The sequence below is a fragment of the Streptomyces saintjeani genome (assembly GCF_055409605.1).
The window spans coordinates 7,356,616-7,373,584 of sequence record NZ_CP189624.1; the positions used below are offsets into that span (position 1 = coordinate 7,356,616).

General features: G+C 72.5%; 14 protein-coding genes. 10 read left to right on the forward strand and 4 right to left on the reverse strand.

Annotation, left to right across the window (positions count from 1 at the left end):
• Positions 1-7 precede the first annotated feature (7 nt).
• On the reverse strand, positions 8-913 hold the full coding sequence (locus ACQCO7_RS33400; protein ID WP_464075284.1) for a lytic polysaccharide monooxygenase: 906 nt from the start codon (positions 911-913) through the stop codon (positions 8-10).
• A 394-nt stretch (positions 914-1,307) separates the two neighbouring features.
• Here ACQCO7_RS33400 and ACQCO7_RS33405 point away from each other — a divergent pair, with 394 nt between their 5' ends.
• A complete protein-coding gene (locus ACQCO7_RS33405; RefSeq protein ID WP_464075285.1) occupies positions 1,308-3,089 on the forward strand; it encodes a S8 family peptidase in 1,782 nt (593 codons plus the stop codon).
• Between the two features lie 145 nt (positions 3,090-3,234).
• On the opposite strand, the gene ACQCO7_RS33410 is transcribed toward ACQCO7_RS33405, so the two are convergent.
• Positions 3,235-3,882 carry a ScbR family autoregulator-binding transcription factor gene (locus tag ACQCO7_RS33410; protein ID WP_464075286.1) on the reverse strand — a complete coding sequence of 216 codons (648 nt, stop codon included), beginning with the start codon at positions 3,880-3,882 and terminating at the stop codon, positions 3,235-3,237.
• Positions 3,883-4,061: 179 nt separating this feature from the next.
• Between ACQCO7_RS33410 and ACQCO7_RS33415 the strand changes: the two genes are divergently transcribed.
• The 3 genes from ACQCO7_RS33415 (at position 4,062) to ACQCO7_RS33425 (ending at position 7,086) form a co-directional block, all read left to right on the forward strand.
• Positions 4,062-4,979, forward strand: a complete 918-nt coding sequence (locus ACQCO7_RS33415; protein ID WP_464075287.1) for a ScbA/BarX family gamma-butyrolactone biosynthesis protein — start codon at positions 4,062-4,064, stop codon at positions 4,977-4,979.
• Between the two features lie 72 nt (positions 4,980-5,051).
• Positions 5,052-5,708 (forward strand): ScbR family autoregulator-binding transcription factor, encoded by a 657-nt coding sequence (locus ACQCO7_RS33420; RefSeq protein WP_010353235.1) that lies wholly within the window; start codon positions 5,052-5,054, stop codon positions 5,706-5,708.
• A 202-nt stretch (positions 5,709-5,910) separates the two neighbouring features.
• Positions 5,911-7,086, forward strand: coding sequence for a damage-control phosphatase ARMT1 family protein (locus ACQCO7_RS33425; protein WP_464075288.1), 1,176 nt, complete (start codon positions 5,911-5,913; stop codon positions 7,084-7,086).
• 22 nt (positions 7,087-7,108) lie between these two features.
• Here the strand turns inward: ACQCO7_RS33425 and ACQCO7_RS33430 are convergent, their stop codons facing one another.
• Positions 7,109-7,885, reverse strand: coding sequence for an alpha/beta fold hydrolase (locus tag ACQCO7_RS33430; protein WP_464075289.1), 777 nt, complete (start codon positions 7,883-7,885; stop codon positions 7,109-7,111).
• 200 nt (positions 7,886-8,085) lie between these two features.
• Between ACQCO7_RS33430 and cyc2 the strand changes: the two genes are divergently transcribed.
• Both cyc2 and phsA read left to right on the forward strand, forming a co-directional pair.
• Positions 8,086-10,281, forward strand: a complete 2,196-nt coding sequence (gene cyc2 / locus ACQCO7_RS33435; RefSeq protein ID WP_464075290.1) for a germacradienol/geosmin synthase Cyc2 — start codon at positions 8,086-8,088, stop codon at positions 10,279-10,281.
• Positions 10,282-10,367: 86 nt separating this feature from the next.
• Positions 10,368-12,215 (forward strand): O-aminophenol oxidase PhsA, encoded by a 1,848-nt coding sequence (gene phsA / locus ACQCO7_RS33440; RefSeq protein WP_464075291.1) that lies wholly within the window; start codon positions 10,368-10,370, stop codon positions 12,213-12,215.
• On the opposite strand, the gene ACQCO7_RS33445 is transcribed toward phsA, so the two are convergent.
• Positions 12,203-12,922 carry a CTP synthase C-terminal region-related (seleno)protein gene (locus ACQCO7_RS33445; RefSeq protein WP_464075292.1) on the reverse strand — a complete coding sequence of 240 codons (720 nt, stop codon included), beginning with the start codon at positions 12,920-12,922 and terminating at the stop codon, positions 12,203-12,205. The two genes, phsA and ACQCO7_RS33445, sit on opposite strands and share 13 nt — an antisense overlap.
• Before the next feature lie 88 nt (positions 12,923-13,010).
• Between ACQCO7_RS33445 and ACQCO7_RS33450 the strand changes: the two genes are divergently transcribed.
• From ACQCO7_RS33450 to ACQCO7_RS33465, 4 genes are all read left to right on the forward strand, one after another.
• A complete protein-coding gene (locus tag ACQCO7_RS33450) occupies positions 13,011-13,868 on the forward strand; it encodes a LysR family transcriptional regulator (RefSeq protein ID WP_464075293.1) in 858 nt (285 codons plus the stop codon).
• A 172-nt stretch (positions 13,869-14,040) separates the two neighbouring features.
• Entirely contained in the window at positions 14,041-14,628 is a 588-nt protein-coding gene (locus ACQCO7_RS33455; protein ID WP_464075294.1) for a PDZ domain-containing protein, read from the forward strand.
• A 226-nt stretch (positions 14,629-14,854) separates the two neighbouring features.
• A complete protein-coding gene (locus ACQCO7_RS33460; protein WP_464075295.1) occupies positions 14,855-15,976 on the forward strand; it encodes an aminopeptidase P family protein in 1,122 nt (373 codons plus the stop codon).
• Positions 15,977-16,027: 51 nt separating this feature from the next.
• The gene (locus ACQCO7_RS33465; RefSeq protein ID WP_464075296.1) at positions 16,028-16,942 is read left to right on the forward strand and encodes a phosphotransferase family protein; all 915 of its coding nucleotides are present in this window, start codon (positions 16,028-16,030) and stop codon (positions 16,940-16,942) included.
• Positions 16,943-16,969: the final 27 nt, after the last annotated feature.

The following is a 16,969-nucleotide window of genomic DNA, read 5'->3' on the forward strand; positions in this document are numbered from 1 at the left end:
GGGGCGTTCACCTGCGCCTCAACCGCGTGAAGAGGGCGGTGCCGCCGGCGAGCACGAGGATCGCCGCGGCGCCGCCCGCCAGCATGGGGGCGGAGGGGCCGGAGTCGGTGGTCTTCGCGACGGGGGTGCTGTCGGGGGTCGCGGCGGCGGGCGTCGGGGTGAGGGCGGGTGCGGAAGCCGTGGCCGGGCCGGGAGTCGGGGTCGGCGCGGGTGTCTCTTTCCGTGCGGGTTCCTTCGGCGCGTCCTCCTTCGGTGCCTTGTCCTTCTGAGCCGCCTCCTTCTGCGCCGCCGCCGGGAACACCACGTCCGAGCACGAGTAGTACGTGTCCGCCGTACTCGTGTTCTGCCAGATCGTGTACAGCACCTGCCGCCCCGTCCGGTCGGCCGGCAGTTTCGCGCTGAACCGGTAGGCGCCGCCCGTGAGCTGAGGGTCCTTGACGACCGCGAACGGCTCCGACGGCAGCTCGGACCAGGTGAGCGGCTTCGTCGGGTCGTACCCCGGTTTCGTCAGGTACAGCTTGAACGACCCGGTGTGCGGGATCGTCGACGCGTACGTCATCCGCAGCGTCGCCCCCGGCCGCAGCTCCGTCGCGGGCCAGTCGTCACGCGCCAGGTCGAGCCCCCGGTACGCGGGAAGGCCCCCGCTGCACAGCTCGCCGTCCGGGATCGTCTGCCGGTCGCGTCCGTCGACGCCGGCCACGCGCAGGTTGTCCCACGCCGCGAAGGACGCGCCGTTCGCCTTCACGGCCGCGCGGCAGGCCGCCGTACCGGCGTTCGCGCCGCCCTCGGGGGAGCAGGCGAAGACGCGGCTCACCGGGGTCGTGGGGGCGCCGTGCGCGGCGGCGGGTCCCGCGCCGACGGCCAGCGTGCCGAGCACGGCCGCCGTGAGCGGGACGAGACGGTGACGGAACATGAGGGAACGCCTCCTCGGGAACGGCTGCACCGGGCATGTACGGCTGCCCGGGCGCCCGCGTTCAGTCACTGCTCCGATCAGCAGAGATGCCATCGGAAAACACTTTCCGTTCTTTTGCCGAGAGTGGGTAGCAAACCGGACATCAACTCCCCAACTGTCCCTGGAAATGGGGTTCTCTCGACGTGATCGAGGGTTTCCCCTGTATCCGGATGACCTTCTCTTTGCCTATCGTTCGACCACAGCCGATCCACAGGTGACCCCGAAACCGGTCGGCCGACCCGCCTGGCCCGCCATCGCGCGCTCCTCGACGCACTCCCCACCGCTTCGACGCCGAAGCGAACTCGACCGTCGCTCCCGCCCCTGTGCCCGGAGCCGGCCATGAAAGGCACCCCCTTTGCGCACTTCCCCTGCCTTGAGACGGCAGCTCATATCCGTCGCGGCCCTCTCCGCGGCCCTGCTGACCGGTACGACGCTCCCGTCCGTCGCCGCGCCCGCCCAGGACGCCGCCACGCTGCCGCCCGTGTCCGCCGCGCAGACCGAGGCCGCCCCCGGCGTCACCGCCGAGCGCCTCATCGTCGGCTACAAGTCGGGTGCGGACGAGGCCACTTCGAACAAGGCCGCCGAGGCCGACGCCACCGCCAAGGACGCCGACTTCGCGCGCCGCCTCGGCACCGGCGCCGCCCTGGTCGACCTCGGCGCGGACGCCTCGCAGGCGGACGTCGCCGGCGTCGTCGCCCAGTACAAGGCCGACCCCTCGGTCGCCTACGTCGTCCCGGACCGCCTGAACCGGCCGCAGGCCGACCCGAACGACACCGAGTACGCCAAGCAGTGGGACCTCTTCGAGACCACCGCCGGCATGAACGTTCCGGCAGCCTGGAACACCACCACGGGCACCGGCGTCACCGTCGCCGTCATCGACACCGGCTACGTCGCGCACTCCGACCTCGCCGCGAACATCGTCGGGGGCTACGACTTCATCGCCGACACCGCCGTCTCCGTCGACGGCAACGGCCGCGACAACAACCCGGCCGACCCGGGCGACTGGTACAACGCCGACGAGTGCGGCTCGGGCATCCCGGCCTCCACCTCCTCCTGGCACGGCACCCACGTGGCCGGCACGATCGCCGCCGTCACCAACAACGGCAAGGGCATCGCCGGTATCGCGCACGGCGCGAAGATCTCCCCGGTGCGCGTGCTCGGCAAGTGCGGCGGCTACGACTCCGACATCATCGACGCGATCACCTGGGCGTCCGGCGGCACCGTCTCCGGCGTCCCGGCCAACACGAACGTCGCCAAGGTCATCAACATGAGCCTCGGCGGCGACGGCGCCTGCTCGACGGCGACGCAGAACGCGATCAACGGTGCCGTGGGCCGGGGCACGACGGTCGTCGTGGCCGCGGGCAACGAGAGCGACAACGTCGCGAACCACAACCCGGGCAACTGCAACAACGTCATCTCGGTCGCCGCGACCAACCGCGCGGGCGCCAAGGCGTCGTACTCCAACTTCGGTGCCCTGGTGGACATTTCGGCGCCGGGCGGCGAGACCCGCACCGCGACCGCGAACGGCATCCTCTCCACGCTGAACTCCGGCACCAAGACGGCGTCCACCGAGAACTACGCCTACTACCAGGGCACCAGCATGGCCACCCCGCACGTCGCGGGCCTCGCCGCGCTGCTGAAGTCGGCCAACCCGGCGCTGACCCCGGCCCAGATCGAGTCGGCCATCAAGACCAACGCCCGTCCCCTGCCGGGCGCTTGCTCGGGCGGCTGCGGCGCCGGTCTCGCGGACGCGGCCAAGGCCGTCGCCGCGGTGAGCGGTTCGACGGGCGGCGGCACGGTGTTCTCCAACACGACGGCCGCCGCGATCCCGGACAACGCCCCGGCGATCGAGTCCTCGATCTCCGTCACCGGCCGCACCGGCAACGCGCCTTCCAACCTCCAGGTCGGCGTGGACATCAGCCACACCTACCGCGGCGACCTGGTCATCGACCTGGTCGCGCCCGACGGCACGGTGTACGGCCTGAAGGCCGCGTCCTCGGACTCCACGGACAACCTCGTCACCACGTACACGGTCGACGCGTCCAGCGAGACCGCCAACGGCACCTGGAAGCTGCGTGTCCGCGACAGCGCGGCGCAGGACACGGGGACGCTGAACAGCTGGAAGCTGACGTTCTGACGGATCGTCGACTCGCGTGAGACCGTCAGTGGTTGACCTCGCCTCATGACGAACGGCGGACCGGCCGGTGTGGATGGACACCGGCCGGTCCGCCGTCATGACGTTTCCGGAAACGTTTCTTTCCCCGAAGCCTCCGGGGCCGCCCTCACGAAGCCGCCCTTTCGGGCGACCCCAGGACCCGCACGCCCCGGTCCGCCTTCGTGTCCAGCGCGGGCAGCAGCCCCGGTACGGCGATGCTCGGCAGGATGTGCGTCCACAGCACCGACAGCCGCTCGCCCAGGTCGGCGCGCCCGGTCAGCGCCCGGGACATCAGCTGGATCCCGCTGAAGCAGCCGACGAGCAGCTCCACCGTCTGCCGGGGCTGTACAGTCGGCAGCAACTCCCCCCGGTCCCGGGCCTGTTCGAGCAGGTCCTCCAGCCGCTCCGACCACTGCCTGTACGGCCCTCCGTGATCGATGCGGGTCGGCGCCTCCTGGTCGACGGCGAGGCGGATGCTCCCTCTCAACAAGGAGCTGGTCAGCAGGCGCTGGCCGACGACGAACGTCATGTCGACGATCTCCTGGAGCTTGCACGCCTGTGCCGGGACGTTCCCGAACGGCACCTGCTCGCCCAGCACCGCCTGCGCCAGCGCCTCCTTGGACGGGAAGTGGAAGTACAGCGCGCCCTTGGTGACGGCGGAGCGCTCCAGGACCATGGCGATGGTGGTGGACGTGTAACCGTGCTCGTCGAAAACCTCACCGGCCGCTTCCACGATGGCTTGGCGCGTTCTGATGGCGCGCTCCTGTTTAGCCATAAGAGCCCCTCCGCGGGACCGAGTTGGCCGATCCCGCGATCGTGTGTCTGTTCGGCCCGATCATAGGATGCCGTCGACTGATCTCATTGATGCCAAACCGGTCGCCTCGTACTCTAACGTTCGCTGTGGGGACGATTCACCGTCCGCCGTGGCTCATGGGTGACCGCAGGGAGGATGCGATGACCCGACCGCGGCAGTCTGCTGACACCCCGTCCCTGACGGCAACCGTCCCTCGCCAGTTCGTCCACCGGGCGGCCCTCGCCGAAACGTTTCTCACCGGCTGGGAGCGCACCGAGGCCGACCACTTCACCGTGTGCGCACAGTGGCCCCGTGCCCATGGGTTACACGTGTCCCCGGACTGGTGCTCCTACGACCCCCTGCTGGTGGTGGAGACGGTCCGCCAGGCCGGCACCCTGGTCATGCACACCGAGTACGGCGTCCCGCTGGACCGGCAGTTCGTGCTCAACGCGTTCGAAGTCACCACGGATCCGCACCGGTTGGAGGTCGGGCCGGTACCGGCCGAGCCGACCGTCGAACTCGACTTCACCGAGGTGCGCTACCGGGGTCGCCAGCCCGCCGCCTGCCGCTACTTCGCCCGCGTCCTGTGCTGCGGGGAGCAGGCCGCGACCGCCGACGTCGCCTTCACCTGCGTCGGCGAGGCCGTCTACCGCAGGCTGCGCGGCGGCCGGACCCCCGGCACGGTGACGGCCGTTCCGCTGCCGCCCGGGCTGCCGCCGCAGGTCGTGGACCGGGCGCTGTCCACCGACGTCGTCCTCGCCCTGCCCGGGCTCGATCCGGGGGCGCCCGGGGGGAGTTGGCAGCTCCGGGTAAATACCGCGCACCCCGTTTTCTTCGACCATCCGCTCGATCACGTCCCCGGGATGCTCCTGCTGGAGGCGGCCCGGCAGGCGGCCCGGTTCGCTCTTCCGGGCAAATATGCCCCCTGCGCATACCGTGCGGTCTTCCACAGGTACGCTGAGCTGGACGAACCCGTCTGGATCGAGGCTCGCGACGAAGGCGGCGGACACCTCCAAGTCGTCGGCGTGCAACGGGAGTCGGCAGTCTTCGAGTGTGGGGTCGACGCCGCCGCAGGGTGAGTTATTGTGTACAGGGGGTGAGAAACAAACGGCATGACCCGTTCTTTTACCGGCCCAGGAGTGTCTCAGGCGATGGCGAGGCAGTTACGCGCCGAACAGACCCGCGCGACGATCATCACGGCGGCGGCCGATCTGTTCGACCGACACGGTTACGAATCGACGAGCCTCAGTGACATCGTCGAGCACGCCCAAGTCACCAAGGGCGCCCTGTACTTCCACTTCGCGGCCAAGGAGGACCTGGCCCACGCGATCATGGAACTCCAGTCCCAGGCATCGCAGCGCGTCGCGGGCGAGATCGACAACCGGGGCTACTCCTCCCTCGAAGCGCTGATGCGGCTCACGTTCGGCCTGACCCGGCTGTCCGTCGAAGGGCCCATCGCCCGGGCCGGGTTGAGGCTCGCGACCGGGGGAGTCGCGGTGAGACCCCCGCTGCGCCACCCCTTCTCCGAGTGGGGTGAGCTGATCAACCGCGGTCTGTCCGGCGCGGTCCGTGAGGCCGACATACACCAGGACGTCGACATCGAGGCGGTCGCGCACTCGCTGGTGTGCTTCTTCGTCGGCACACGCGTGGTGGGCCGCTCCCGCGAGGCGTCCGGCCGGCTTCCGCGCCGGATGGCGGAGATGTGGTACGTCCTGATCCGCGGCCTCGTCCCGGTCCCGCGCAGACCGCGCTATCTGAGCCTGGCGTCGAGGCTGGAGCGGGAGATCACGGCGGCGTGCGTGTCCTGAGCGGGGCGTACTCGCTCTGGTGGGACGCGAGTTCACGGCGCTGCTGGGATCGCGTGTGGCCTGAATCCGTTTCAGGAAGCGTTTTCGACAAGGCCGACGGGGGACAGGTGGTCGTACGGCGGGCGCGCGGGTCCGCCGTGCCGTGTGGGGCATGGCGCGGGGGGCCGGTGACGGGGCCGATCCGCGCGATACGGTGATCCGCATGCCCCACACCCCCGCCCCGCCGGTGCTCCTCGGCGACGAACCCGGCTCCTTCCGCCGCTCCGTCCTCGCCGAACGGCACCCCGCGATCATCCGCCAGGTGCGCGAGGCGTTCCCGTACGACCCCACGGTGGCCCGCGCCCTCGACGCGCTGGCGGTCACCTGTACGGAGGGTGCCCTGGAGCCGCTCCCCTCCGATGCGCACGACCTCGGCCGCTGGCGGGCCTGGGGGCTCGACGCCCTGCTCGGCACCTCCTGGTACGACGTGCCGTGGCTCTGGTCGGAGAGCTACTTCTACCGGCAACTCCTCGAAGCCGTCGGCTACTTCACCCCCGGCCCCGGCCAAGGCGTCGACCCCTTCCGCCCGTTCAAGCTGGCGGAACTCGACTCCCCGGAGACCGCCGAGGAGCTGGCCGCTCTCGACGCTCTGGCTTCCCTGTCCGAGGACGGACGCGGCCGGGCCCTGCTGCACGGCTCCCTCTGGGGCAACCGCGCCGACCTCGGCTTCCGCCTCTCCGACGCCGGCGCCGAAGAGCGCGCCGCCGTACCGGCGTTGGTCGCCGACGACGGCGACGCGCTGTGGGCGGCGCTGAAGGACGCGGCGAACGTCTGCCTGGTCGCCGACAACGCGGGCCGCGAACTCGTCCCCGACCTGCTGTTCCTGGACCACCTGCTGACGGAGCGTCATATCGGGCGGACGGTCCTGCACGTCAAGCCGTACCCGTACTACGTCTCCGACGCGACCTACGCCGATGTCCTGGACGCCGTACGGAAGTTGGTGGCGGCTCCCGGTGCCGCCGGTGAGTGCGGGCGGCGGATCTGGGCCGCGCTGTCCGACGGGACCCTCGTCGTGCGCGCGCACCCCTTCTCCGCCGCGCCGCTGGGGTACGCGGAGATGCCGGACGACCTGCGCGCCGACTTCGCGGGGGCCTCGGTGACGATCCTCAAGGGAGACCTCAACTACCGGCGCCTGGTGGGGGACCGGATGTGGCCGCCGACGACGCCGTTCGCGGACGTCACCGCGTACTTCCCGGGGGCGGTCGCGGCGCTCAGGACCCTCAAGTCCGATGTGATCACGGGGCTTTCGGCCGAGACCGAGGCGGCGTTGACGGCAACTGAGGGTCAGGAGTGGCGGATCGGGGGGACACGGGCGCTGATCCAGGTCCGGGGGGCCTGAAAGCGCGCAAGGTGACGATCCGTCAGTCGCCGTCCGCCCTCAGGAAGTCCTCCACCACCCGGATCAGCTCCAACGGCGTCTCGTCCATGGCGTAATGACCCGCCGACGCCAGCTCGTACAACTCGGCGTTCGGATACCACGCCAGCCACGTCGCCCGCATCAACTCCGCCGACAGCGCCGGGTCCAGCGCCCCCGTCACCGCGAGGGACGGCACCGGCGAGCCCTCCGTGTCCGCGTGGAAGTCCTCGCGGGCCCAGGAGTCGAGCCAGGCGCGGAACGCCTTCGCGTCGCTCACCGCGAGGGAGCGGGCGACCATCCGGTCCAGCCAGGCGGCGGGGCGCGCGCCGCCGGTCGTGACGTCGAGGATCGCCCGCCGGTTCTCGGGGCGCCGGTCGGCCTCGGCGAACAGCGTCCACTGCTCCGGCGGCAGGTCGAGCCCCGACGCGGGCACCGGCGACACGCCCACCAACCGCCGTACTCTGTCCGGGACTTGGGCCAGCAGCCGCTGCCCGATCGCGCCGCCCATCGAGTGCCCGACGACCGAGAAGCGCGCCCAGCCGAGCCGGTCGGCCAGCTCCACGAGGTCGGCGGCGGCCTCGGCGGTCGTGAACGCGCCGCCCGCGTCGCGTGCCGCGCCGTACCCGCGCAGGTCGACCAGCGCGTACTGGAACGCCGACCGGTCGAGGTCGGGGAGGACGGGCGCGTACGCCGTACGGTCGGCGAGCCAGCCGTGCACCGCGAACACCTTGTGGGCGCCGTCGCCGTGCAGCTCGTGGGGGAGCGTGAAGGGGGTCGTCATGAGGTCACGGTGCGGGGCGGGAGGGGGTGGCGGCAAGAGGGCGTACGGGTCTGAAGGCAGGGGGCGTACGGTGCTTCGCGCGCCCCTTGCGTGAGTCCGCACTCCGGCGCTCGCGCAACCGTTCGGACCGAATTCACGCGATGGTGTGATCATGTGCGGCCGTACGGATGCGCCCCGGGAGGCGTGGGTAAGGCCCGGCCATGACTCAGCCGTTCGAACTCCCGCACTTCTACATGCCGCACCCCGCGCGGCTGAACCCGCACGTCGAACAGGCCCGCGCGCACTCCACCGCGTGGGCGCGCGAAATGGGCATGCTGGAGGGGTCGGGCATCTGGGAGCAGGCCGACCTGGACGCGCACGACTACGGGCTGCTGTGCGCGTACACGCACCCCGACTGCGACGCGGACGCGTTGTCGCTGATCACCGACTGGTACGTGTGGGTGTTCTTCTTCGACGACCACTTCCTCGACATGTACAAGCGCACCCCGGACCGCGCCGCCGGCAAGGCCCACCTGGACCGGCTGCCGCTGTTCATGCCGCTCGACCTGTCGACGCCCGTGCCGGAGCCGCTCAACCCCGTCGAGGCGGGGCTCGCGGACCTGTGGGCGCGCACGGTCCCGGCGATGTCCGGGGACTGGCGGCGCCGGTTCGCGACCGCCACCGAGCATCTGCTCAACGAGTCGATGTGGGAGCTGTCCAACATCGACGAGGGCCGCATCGCCAACCCCGTCGAGTACATCGAGATGCGCCGCAAGGTCGGCGGCGCGCCCTGGTCGGCGGGGCTCGTCGAGTACGCGACCGCCGAGGTGCCCGGCGCCGTCGTCGGCACGCGCCCGCTGAGGGTGCTGATGGAGACCTTCTCGGACGCCGTGCACCTGCGCAACGACCTGTTCTCGTACGAGCGCGAGGTCCTCGACGAGGGCGAGAACAGCAACGGCGTCCTCGTCCTGGAGACGTTCTTCGGCTGCACGACGCAGGAGGCCGCCGACACCGTCAACGACATCCTGACCTCGCGCCTGCACCAGTTCGAGCACACCGCGTTCACCGAGGTCCCCGCGATCGCCCTGGAGAAGGGCCTGCGGCCCGACGAGGTGGCCGCGATCGGCGCGTACACCAAGGGCCTCCAGGACTGGCAGTCCGGCGGCCAGGAGTGGCACATGCGCTCCAGCCGCTACATGAACAAGAACGCCCGCCCGACGAACCCCTGGGAGCGCCTGACGGGCCCGGGAACGTCCGCCGCGGGCGTCGCCGGGCTCCTCGCGTCGGCCGCCGCCGAGCGCCTGCGCGCGTACGCGCACGTGCCGTACCAGAAGGTCGGCCCGTCCCTGCTGCCCGAGCTGCGGATGCCGTACGAGGTGCGGCTGAGCCCCCACCTGGAGGGCGCCCGGCAGCGGCTCGTCCCCTGGATGCGCGCGACCGGCATGCTGGACGAGGGCGTCTGGGACGAGGACCGGCTGCGCGCCGCCGACCTCCCGCTGTGCTCCGCCGGCATCGACCCGGACGCGGACGCGCGCGAACTCGACCTCAGCTCGCGCTGGCTCGCCTGGGGCACGTACGCCGACGACTACTACCCCCTCGTCTTCGGCCGGCGCGGCGACTTCGCGGGCGCGCGCGTGGCCACCGCGCGCCTGAGCGCGTGCATGCCGGTGGAGGACGGCGAGACGCCCCCGGTGCCCGTGGGCGGCCTGGAACGCGGCCTGGCCGACCTGTGGGCGGACACCACGGCCGACATGACCCCGGACGAGCGGCGCGCCTTCAAGGCGAGCGTCGACGTGATGACCGAGAGCTGGCTCTGGGAGCTCGCCAACCAGCTCCAGCACCGCGTCCCCGACCCCGTCGACTACCTGGAGATGCGGCGCGCCACCTTCGGCTCCGACCTCACCCTCAGCATGTGCCGCCTGGGCCTCGGCCCCGCCGTGCCCCCCGAGGTCTACGCCAGCGGGCCCGTGCGCTCCCTGGAGAACGCCGCCATCGACTACGGCGCGCTCCTCAACGACGTCTTCTCGTACCAGAAGGAGATCGAGTACGAGGGCGAGGTGCACAACGCGATCCTCGTCGTCCAGAACTTCTTCGGCTGCGACTACCCCACGGGCGCGCGGATCGTGGCCGATCTCATCAACCAGCGCATGGAGCAGTTCGAGCACATCGTCGCGCACGAACTGCCCGTCCTGTACGACGACTTCGACCTGTCGTCCGACGCGCGCGCGGGGATGGACACCTACGTCGCCGACCTGCGCCACTGGATGGCCGGCGTCCTCAACTGGCACCGCCAGGTCGACCGCTACAAGCCGGAACACCTCGCCACACGCGCGCACGGGTTCCTCCCCGACCGGGCGCCGGTGGCCGTCGGTCAGCAGATGAACACGGTGTTTTCAGGACTTTCTCTTTCGGAATAGGACATTCACTGAACTTTGGGGAGGCATACGGAGTCTTCTGGGGTGAGGGGAACGTCCGAACCGACTCACTACGGGGGTAGTGCCTCATGACCGACACCGTCGAGAAGACGACCGAGAACGAAGTGACGGCGGCGGCAGCCCAAGAGCTGACGCCGTACGCCGCACCGCTGACCGTCCCGCCGGTGCTGCGCCCGGCGCACGGGGACGTCACGCACGAGACCGAGATCGCCCTGCGCCCCGCGTGGGTGCGCCTGCACCCGCAACTGCCGCCGACCCTGATGTGGGGCTACGACGGCGTGGTGCCGGGCCCGACCATCGAGGTGCGCCGGGGCCAGCGCGTACGCATCGCGTGGACCAACCGCATCCCCGAGGGCAGCGAGTACCCCGTCACCGCCGTCGAGGTCCAGCGCCCGGGGACGACGACCGACCCGGGCCGTGAGGGCGTCGAGCCGAACAAGGACGTCGCCGCCCTGCCCGCCTGGTCGGTGACCCACCTGCACGGCGCGCAGACCGGCGGCGGCAACGACGGGTGGGCCGACAACGCGGTGGGCTTCGGCGACGCCCAGCTCTCCGAGTACCCGAACGACCACCAGGCCGTCCAGTGGTGGTACCACGACCACGCCATGAACATCACGCGGTGGAACGTGATGACGGGCCTGTACGGCACGTACCTGGTCCGCGACGACGAGGAGGACGCCCTCGGGCTCCCCGCGGGCGGGCGCGAACTGCCGCTGCTGCTCGCCGACCGCAACCTCGACACCGACGAGGACGGCCGCCTCAACGGCCGCCTGCTGCACAAGACGCAGATCGTCGGCACCAGCCCCGAGACCGGCAAACCCGTCTCGATCCCGTTCACCGGCCCGTACTCCACGGTCAACGGCCGCATCTGGCCCTACGCGGACGTCGAGGCCGGCTGGTACCGCTTCCGCCTGGTCAACGCGTCGAACGGGCGCATCTACAACCTCGTCCTGCTCGACGAGGACGACCTCCCGGTGCCCGGCGTCGTCCACCAGATCGGCAGCGACGGCGGGCTCCTGCCGCGCCCCGTGCCGATCGACTTCGACGCGGCGATGCCCGCGCTGATCGCCGCCCCGGCCGAGCGCTTCGACCTCCTCTTCGACCTGCGCGGACTCGAAGGCCGCACCCTGCGGCTGGTCAACAAGGGCCCCAACCAGGCCCCCGGCGTGCCCGACCCGGCGGGCGACGTGCGCTACCCCGACGTCATGCAGTTCCGCGTCGGTGAGGCGTGCGAACCGGACACCTTCGAACTCCCCGAGGTGCTCTCCGGCTCCTTCCGCCGCATCAGCCACGACACGCCGCACGAGCACCGGATGATCGTCCTCACCCCGCCCGGCACCAAGGGCGGCGGCGGACACCCGGAGATCTGGGAGATGCTGCCCCTGGAGAACGCGGACGGCCTCCAGCTCCCGGCCGACGGCATCATCCAGGTCGCGGGCGCCGACGGCACGCCGAAGACGTACCGGCGCATCTCCCGCACCTTCAACGACGGCCTGGGCTTCACCGTCGCCGAAGGCTCCTACGAGCAGTGGACGTTCCTCAACCTCGCCGGGTTCGCCCACCCGATGCACATCCACCTCGCCGACTTCCAGATCATGGGGCGGGACGTGTACGACGTGTCGGGCTTCCGGCCCGAGATCGGCGGCACGGCCACCCCGATCGCGCTGAAGCCGGACGTGGTGCCGGTCCCGGCCAACGAGCAGGGGTACAAGGACGTCTTCCGCGCGCTCGGCGGACAGGGGCTGCGGGTCATGGGCACGTTCGACGGCGCGTACGGGCGGTTCATGTACCACTGTCACTTCCTGGAGCACGAGGACATGGGCATGATGCGGCCCTTCGTCGTGCTGCCGCCGGAGGCGCTGAAGTTCGACCACGGCGGGGGCGGGCACGGGGGACACGGAGGTCACACGGGCTGAGCCGTACGCGCGCGTGCGGCATGGTCCACGGCGGCCCGCGCCAGCGCCCTGACCACCGGGTGCGGGCGCGAGCCGTCGCCCGACAGCTCCGGCTGGAACAGCGTCGCCAGGAAGAACGGGTGGCCGGGGAGTTCGGCGATCCGGGGCTCGCCCGCCGCGTCCCGCCCCGAGAAGCGCAGGCCGTGCGCGGTCAGGGCGTCCTCGTGGCGGGCCAGTCCGTACCGGCAGGAGTAGCGCTCCACCGTGCGCTCCGCGCCGATCACGGTGTGGGCGAGCGAACCCGGCTCCAGCAGCACGGTGTCCTCGTGCCCCTCCAGCGAGCAGGCGAGGGGCGCCAGCATCGGCTCCTCGGCGCCGGGGTCGTTCTCCGCGTGCGCCGCGTCCGGCAGCCCCGCCGCGCCCCGCGCGAACTCCAGCAGCGCGTGCTGGAACCCGCCGCACGTCCCGAGGAACGGTACGCCCGCCACGCGCGCGTACCGGATCGCCGCCACCGCGCCCTCCTCACTGCGGTACGGGCTCCCCGGCACGACCCACACCGCGTCGAACCCGCGTACGGCGCCCTCCCGCGCCGCGTCCTCGGTGGGGATCCAGTAGGCGTCCAGGACCAGCCGGTCCCGTACGGCGAGCGCCTCCAGCAGGAGCGGGATACGGGTGTGCGAGACGACGTGCGGGGAACGGTCACCGACCAGGGCGATGCGTGCTGTCATGCCGACGATCCTGGGACAGGAACCGAGTTCACGTCCAACGATGATTCTTGGACCCTCAATAAGCAGAACTGATGACACCCTGGCGGGCATGGACCCCCACCTCCTGCGCACCTTCGTCGCCGTCGCCCGCCTCGCCTCCTTCTCCGGGGCCGCCCGCGAACTGGGCTACACGCAGTCGGCCGTCTCGCAGCACATCGCCGCGCTCGAACAGGACCTGGGCGCACCCCTGCTGACCCGCCGCCCCGTCACCCCCACGCCGGCCGGAGACCGCCTCCTCGAACACGCGAAACCCCTCCTCCTGCGCCTGGACGCGGCCCGCGCCGACGTCGCCCGCCTCGCTGCCGCGCCCGCGTACGGCCTGACCCTCGCCGCCTCCCCGACCGCGCTCGGCGCCCGCGTCCTGGCCGCGCTCCCGCCCGTCGGCGTCACGGTGCGCGTGCTCGCCCGCGAGGCCGTCCCCGCGGCCGTCGCCACCGGCGCCGCCGACGTCGGCCTCGTGGACGGCCTGGCGGCCCCCAGCGACCCGCTGCGCCTGCCCGACGTGGCCCCCCTGACGACCCACGGCGTCTCCGAGGAACCGGCGGGGGTGCTGCTCCCCGAGTCCCACCCCCTCGCCGGACGCCCGGGGCTCCGGCTCGCCGACCTCGCGGACGCGCGCTGGATCGACGCGCCGGACACGGGGCTGCCGCTGGCGCACCTGCGCGCGGCCAACGGGGGGCACGGCTTCCGGGGCGCGCTGCGGTACGAGGGGACCGACGTCCGCGTACTGACGTCCCTGGTGGCGGCGGGGCACGGGCTGACGCTGCTGCCGCGCTCGGTGGGGGAGGGGGCGCCGGGAACGTTCACGGTCACGCTCACGGGGCCTCGGGTGGTGCATCGGGTGGAGTGTGTGTACGCGGGGGTGTTGGCGGGGGCTGCGGAGGAGCTGGTGGGGGCGTTGGGGTGAGGGGGCACGCGCGCGTGGCCGGTGCCGGGCGGCGTCCCGCGCGCGGGTGCCGCGGGCCGACTGGCGACGCGCGGGGGCGGCTGTACCTCCTTTGACCGGCGGTCAGTCTCACTCGTTCGTGGCACGTCGGGGGAGGGCGGGCCGGGTAGAGCACCTGCCGGAGGCGATCGCCATGGAACAGACTGCGTTGCGGCCCAAGCCGATGCCCGGACGGGAGCCCGGGGGCGGTGAGCGGGGCGGGACCGTACGGCGTCCGCATGCCGCGCGGCGGCGGGGGCGGCGGATCACGACCCTGCTGCTCGGGTTCTTCGCCGCGACGGTCCTCGTCCTGGCCGGCGTCGGGCTCGGCACGGTCGGGGCGACGGTGATCGGCATGAGCAAGCTGGCCGAGATGCAGAAGCAGGCGGCCCGCGCGCACGCGGGGACGAAGGCCACTCCCGGCGCGCCCGCGCCCGTGCCGGTGGCGCCCTCCCCGGCTCCTTCGGCACCGCCCGCGCGTGCGGCGCTCGGGGTGGAGGCGGTCGACGCGCAGAAGGCGGGCGCCGCGATCGTCGCCGTCCACGTACCCGGGCCCGGGTACACGGCGGGGCTCGTGCGCGGGGACGTGCTGCTGACGTTCGGCACGACCCGGATCGACACGGCGGCCGACCTCGTACGGGCGGTGGGGAAGGCGGAGCCGGGCAAGGAGGTCAAGCTGACGGTGCTGCACCGGGGCGGGGGGTACCAGCAGCTGGCGGTGGTGCCCGGGGTGGTGGTGTGAGCCCGGTCCCGCCGGACGAGCCGGTCGCACCGGTAATAGTGGATGATCAGCGGACAAGTCGTAGAGGGCTGTGGAAAACTTCCGCTTCCGGGCCCCGGGATACGCGACGATGGGCCGTAGCCGCGCAGCACCCGTCCCTGGTGCGACGGGTGGCGCACCGGCTCGCGCGGCCCCCGCCGCACGGGCAGGATGCTGCCCGTAGCCCCTGACCCGCCCGGAGGCCCGGATGACCGCCACCGCACCCTTCACCGCCGAGGACTACCGCGCCCGCATGGAGCGTGCGGCCCGCTCCGCCGCCGACGCCGGTCTCGCGGGCCTCCTCGTCGCCCCGGGCCCCGACCTCGTCTGGCTCACCGGCTACGCCCCGACCGCCGAGACGGAGCGGCTCACCCTGCTGGTCCTCGCGCCCGGACAGGACCCCGTCCTCGTCGTCCCCGCGCTGGAGGCGCCCGACGCCGCGCAGGCGCCCGGCGCGCCCGCGCTGACCTTCCGGGACTGGACCGACGGCAAGGACCCGTACGCCGCGACGGCCGCCCTCCTCGACCCGCGCGGACGCTTCGGGGTCAGCGACAACGCGTGGGCGCTGCACCTGCTGGCCCTCCAGCGGACGCTGCCCGGCACGGCGTACGCGGCCCTCACGGAGGCGCTGCCGATGCTGCGGGCCGTCAAGGACGCGGCCGAACTGGAGCTGATGGCGGCGGCCGGCGCCGCGGCCGACGCCGCGTTCGAGGGCATCCGCGCGGTGCGCTTCGCCGGGCGCCGGGAGTCCGAGGTCGGCGCCGACCTCGCGCGCCTGCTGCGCGAACACGGCCACCAGCAGGTCGACTTCACGATCGTCGGCTCCGGTCCGAACGGCGCCAACCCGCACCACGAGATGGGCGACAGGGTCATCGAGGACGGCGACATGGTCGTCCTCGACTTCGGCGGCCTCAAGGACGGCTACGGCTCCGACACGACCCGGACCGTGCACGTCGGCGAGCCCACCGAGGAGGAGCGCCGGGTCCACGACATCGTGCGCGAGGCGCAGGAGGCCGGGTTCCGCGCGGTGCGCCCCGGCGCCGCCTGCCAGGACGTCGACCGGGCCGCCCGCGCGGTGATCGCCGACGCCGGGTACGGCGAGTACTTCATCCACCGCACCGGGCACGGCATCGGGGTCACGACCCACGAACCGCCGTACATGATCGAGGGCGAGCGGCAGGCCCTCGTACCCGGCATGTGCTTCTCCGTGGAGCCCGGGATCTACCTGCCGGGGCGGTTCGGGGTGCGGATCGAGGACATCGTGACGGTCACCGAGGACGGCGGGCGCCGGCTGAACCGCACCGCGCGCGAGATGGTCATAGTGAGCTGAGCACCCCGCAAGGAGCACCTGCCCACCTCACCGACCTGTGACGGCGCGACGATGACCCAGGCACCCACCCCCTCCGCGGACACCGTCCGCCGACTGGCCCACAGCCTCCTCAAGAACGGCGACCCGGGTGTGCGCCCGGTCACCGGGGGCGAGGGGCACTCCACGTGGTGGGTCGGCACCCGCCACGTCCTGCGCCTCGCGCCCGACCGGGACGCCGCCGTCCGCCAGCGCCGCGAACTGCGCCTGCGCGACGCCGTCCGCCCGCACGTGCCGGTCGCCGTGCCGTCCAGCGTCGCGCACGGCGAGTGGGCGCCCGGCCTGACGTACACCCTCGACACGCTGGTGCCCGGCGGCACCGCCGAGGAGCACGACGTGTCGGCCGTCGGCGAGGCCGACCTCGCCGGGCTGCTCGGCGGGCTGCGCGAGGTCACCACCCGGCAGGCCGAGTCGCTCGGCGTGCCGCGCGCCGCCCCGCGCTCCCTGGAGGCGCTGCGCCGGATGGCCGTCCAGGCCGCCGAACGCCTCGCGGGGGCCGACGAGTTCGACGCGGCCCGGCTGGCCCAGCTCACCCCGCCCGGCGCGGCGCAGCTCGCCTCGCAGCCCGGGACCGCCGTCCTCGTCCACCACCGGCTGCGCGGCGAGCACCTCGTGGTGAGCGCCGACGGGCGGGTGCGCGGCGTCCTCGACTGGACCGCCGCCGTCCTCGGCGACCCCGCCGAGGACATCGCCGGTCTCGTCCTCGCCGTCGGCTCCGGCGCCGCCGTCCGCGCGGCCACCCTCGCCGGCTACGGCCCCCGCCCCTGCCTGCGCGGCCTGTGGCTGGCCCGCTGCGAGAGCGTCATCCAGCTCGCCGACCGCCTCGACGGCCCGCCGGCCGCCCTGCCGCCGGCGCGTACGCGGCTGAAGCGGGCGTGGGAGGCGATCCTGCTGGAGCGGGTGACGGAGCTGCGGGAGGACGACGAGTAGTCCGGCTCCGACGCAGGCCGGCCGGCT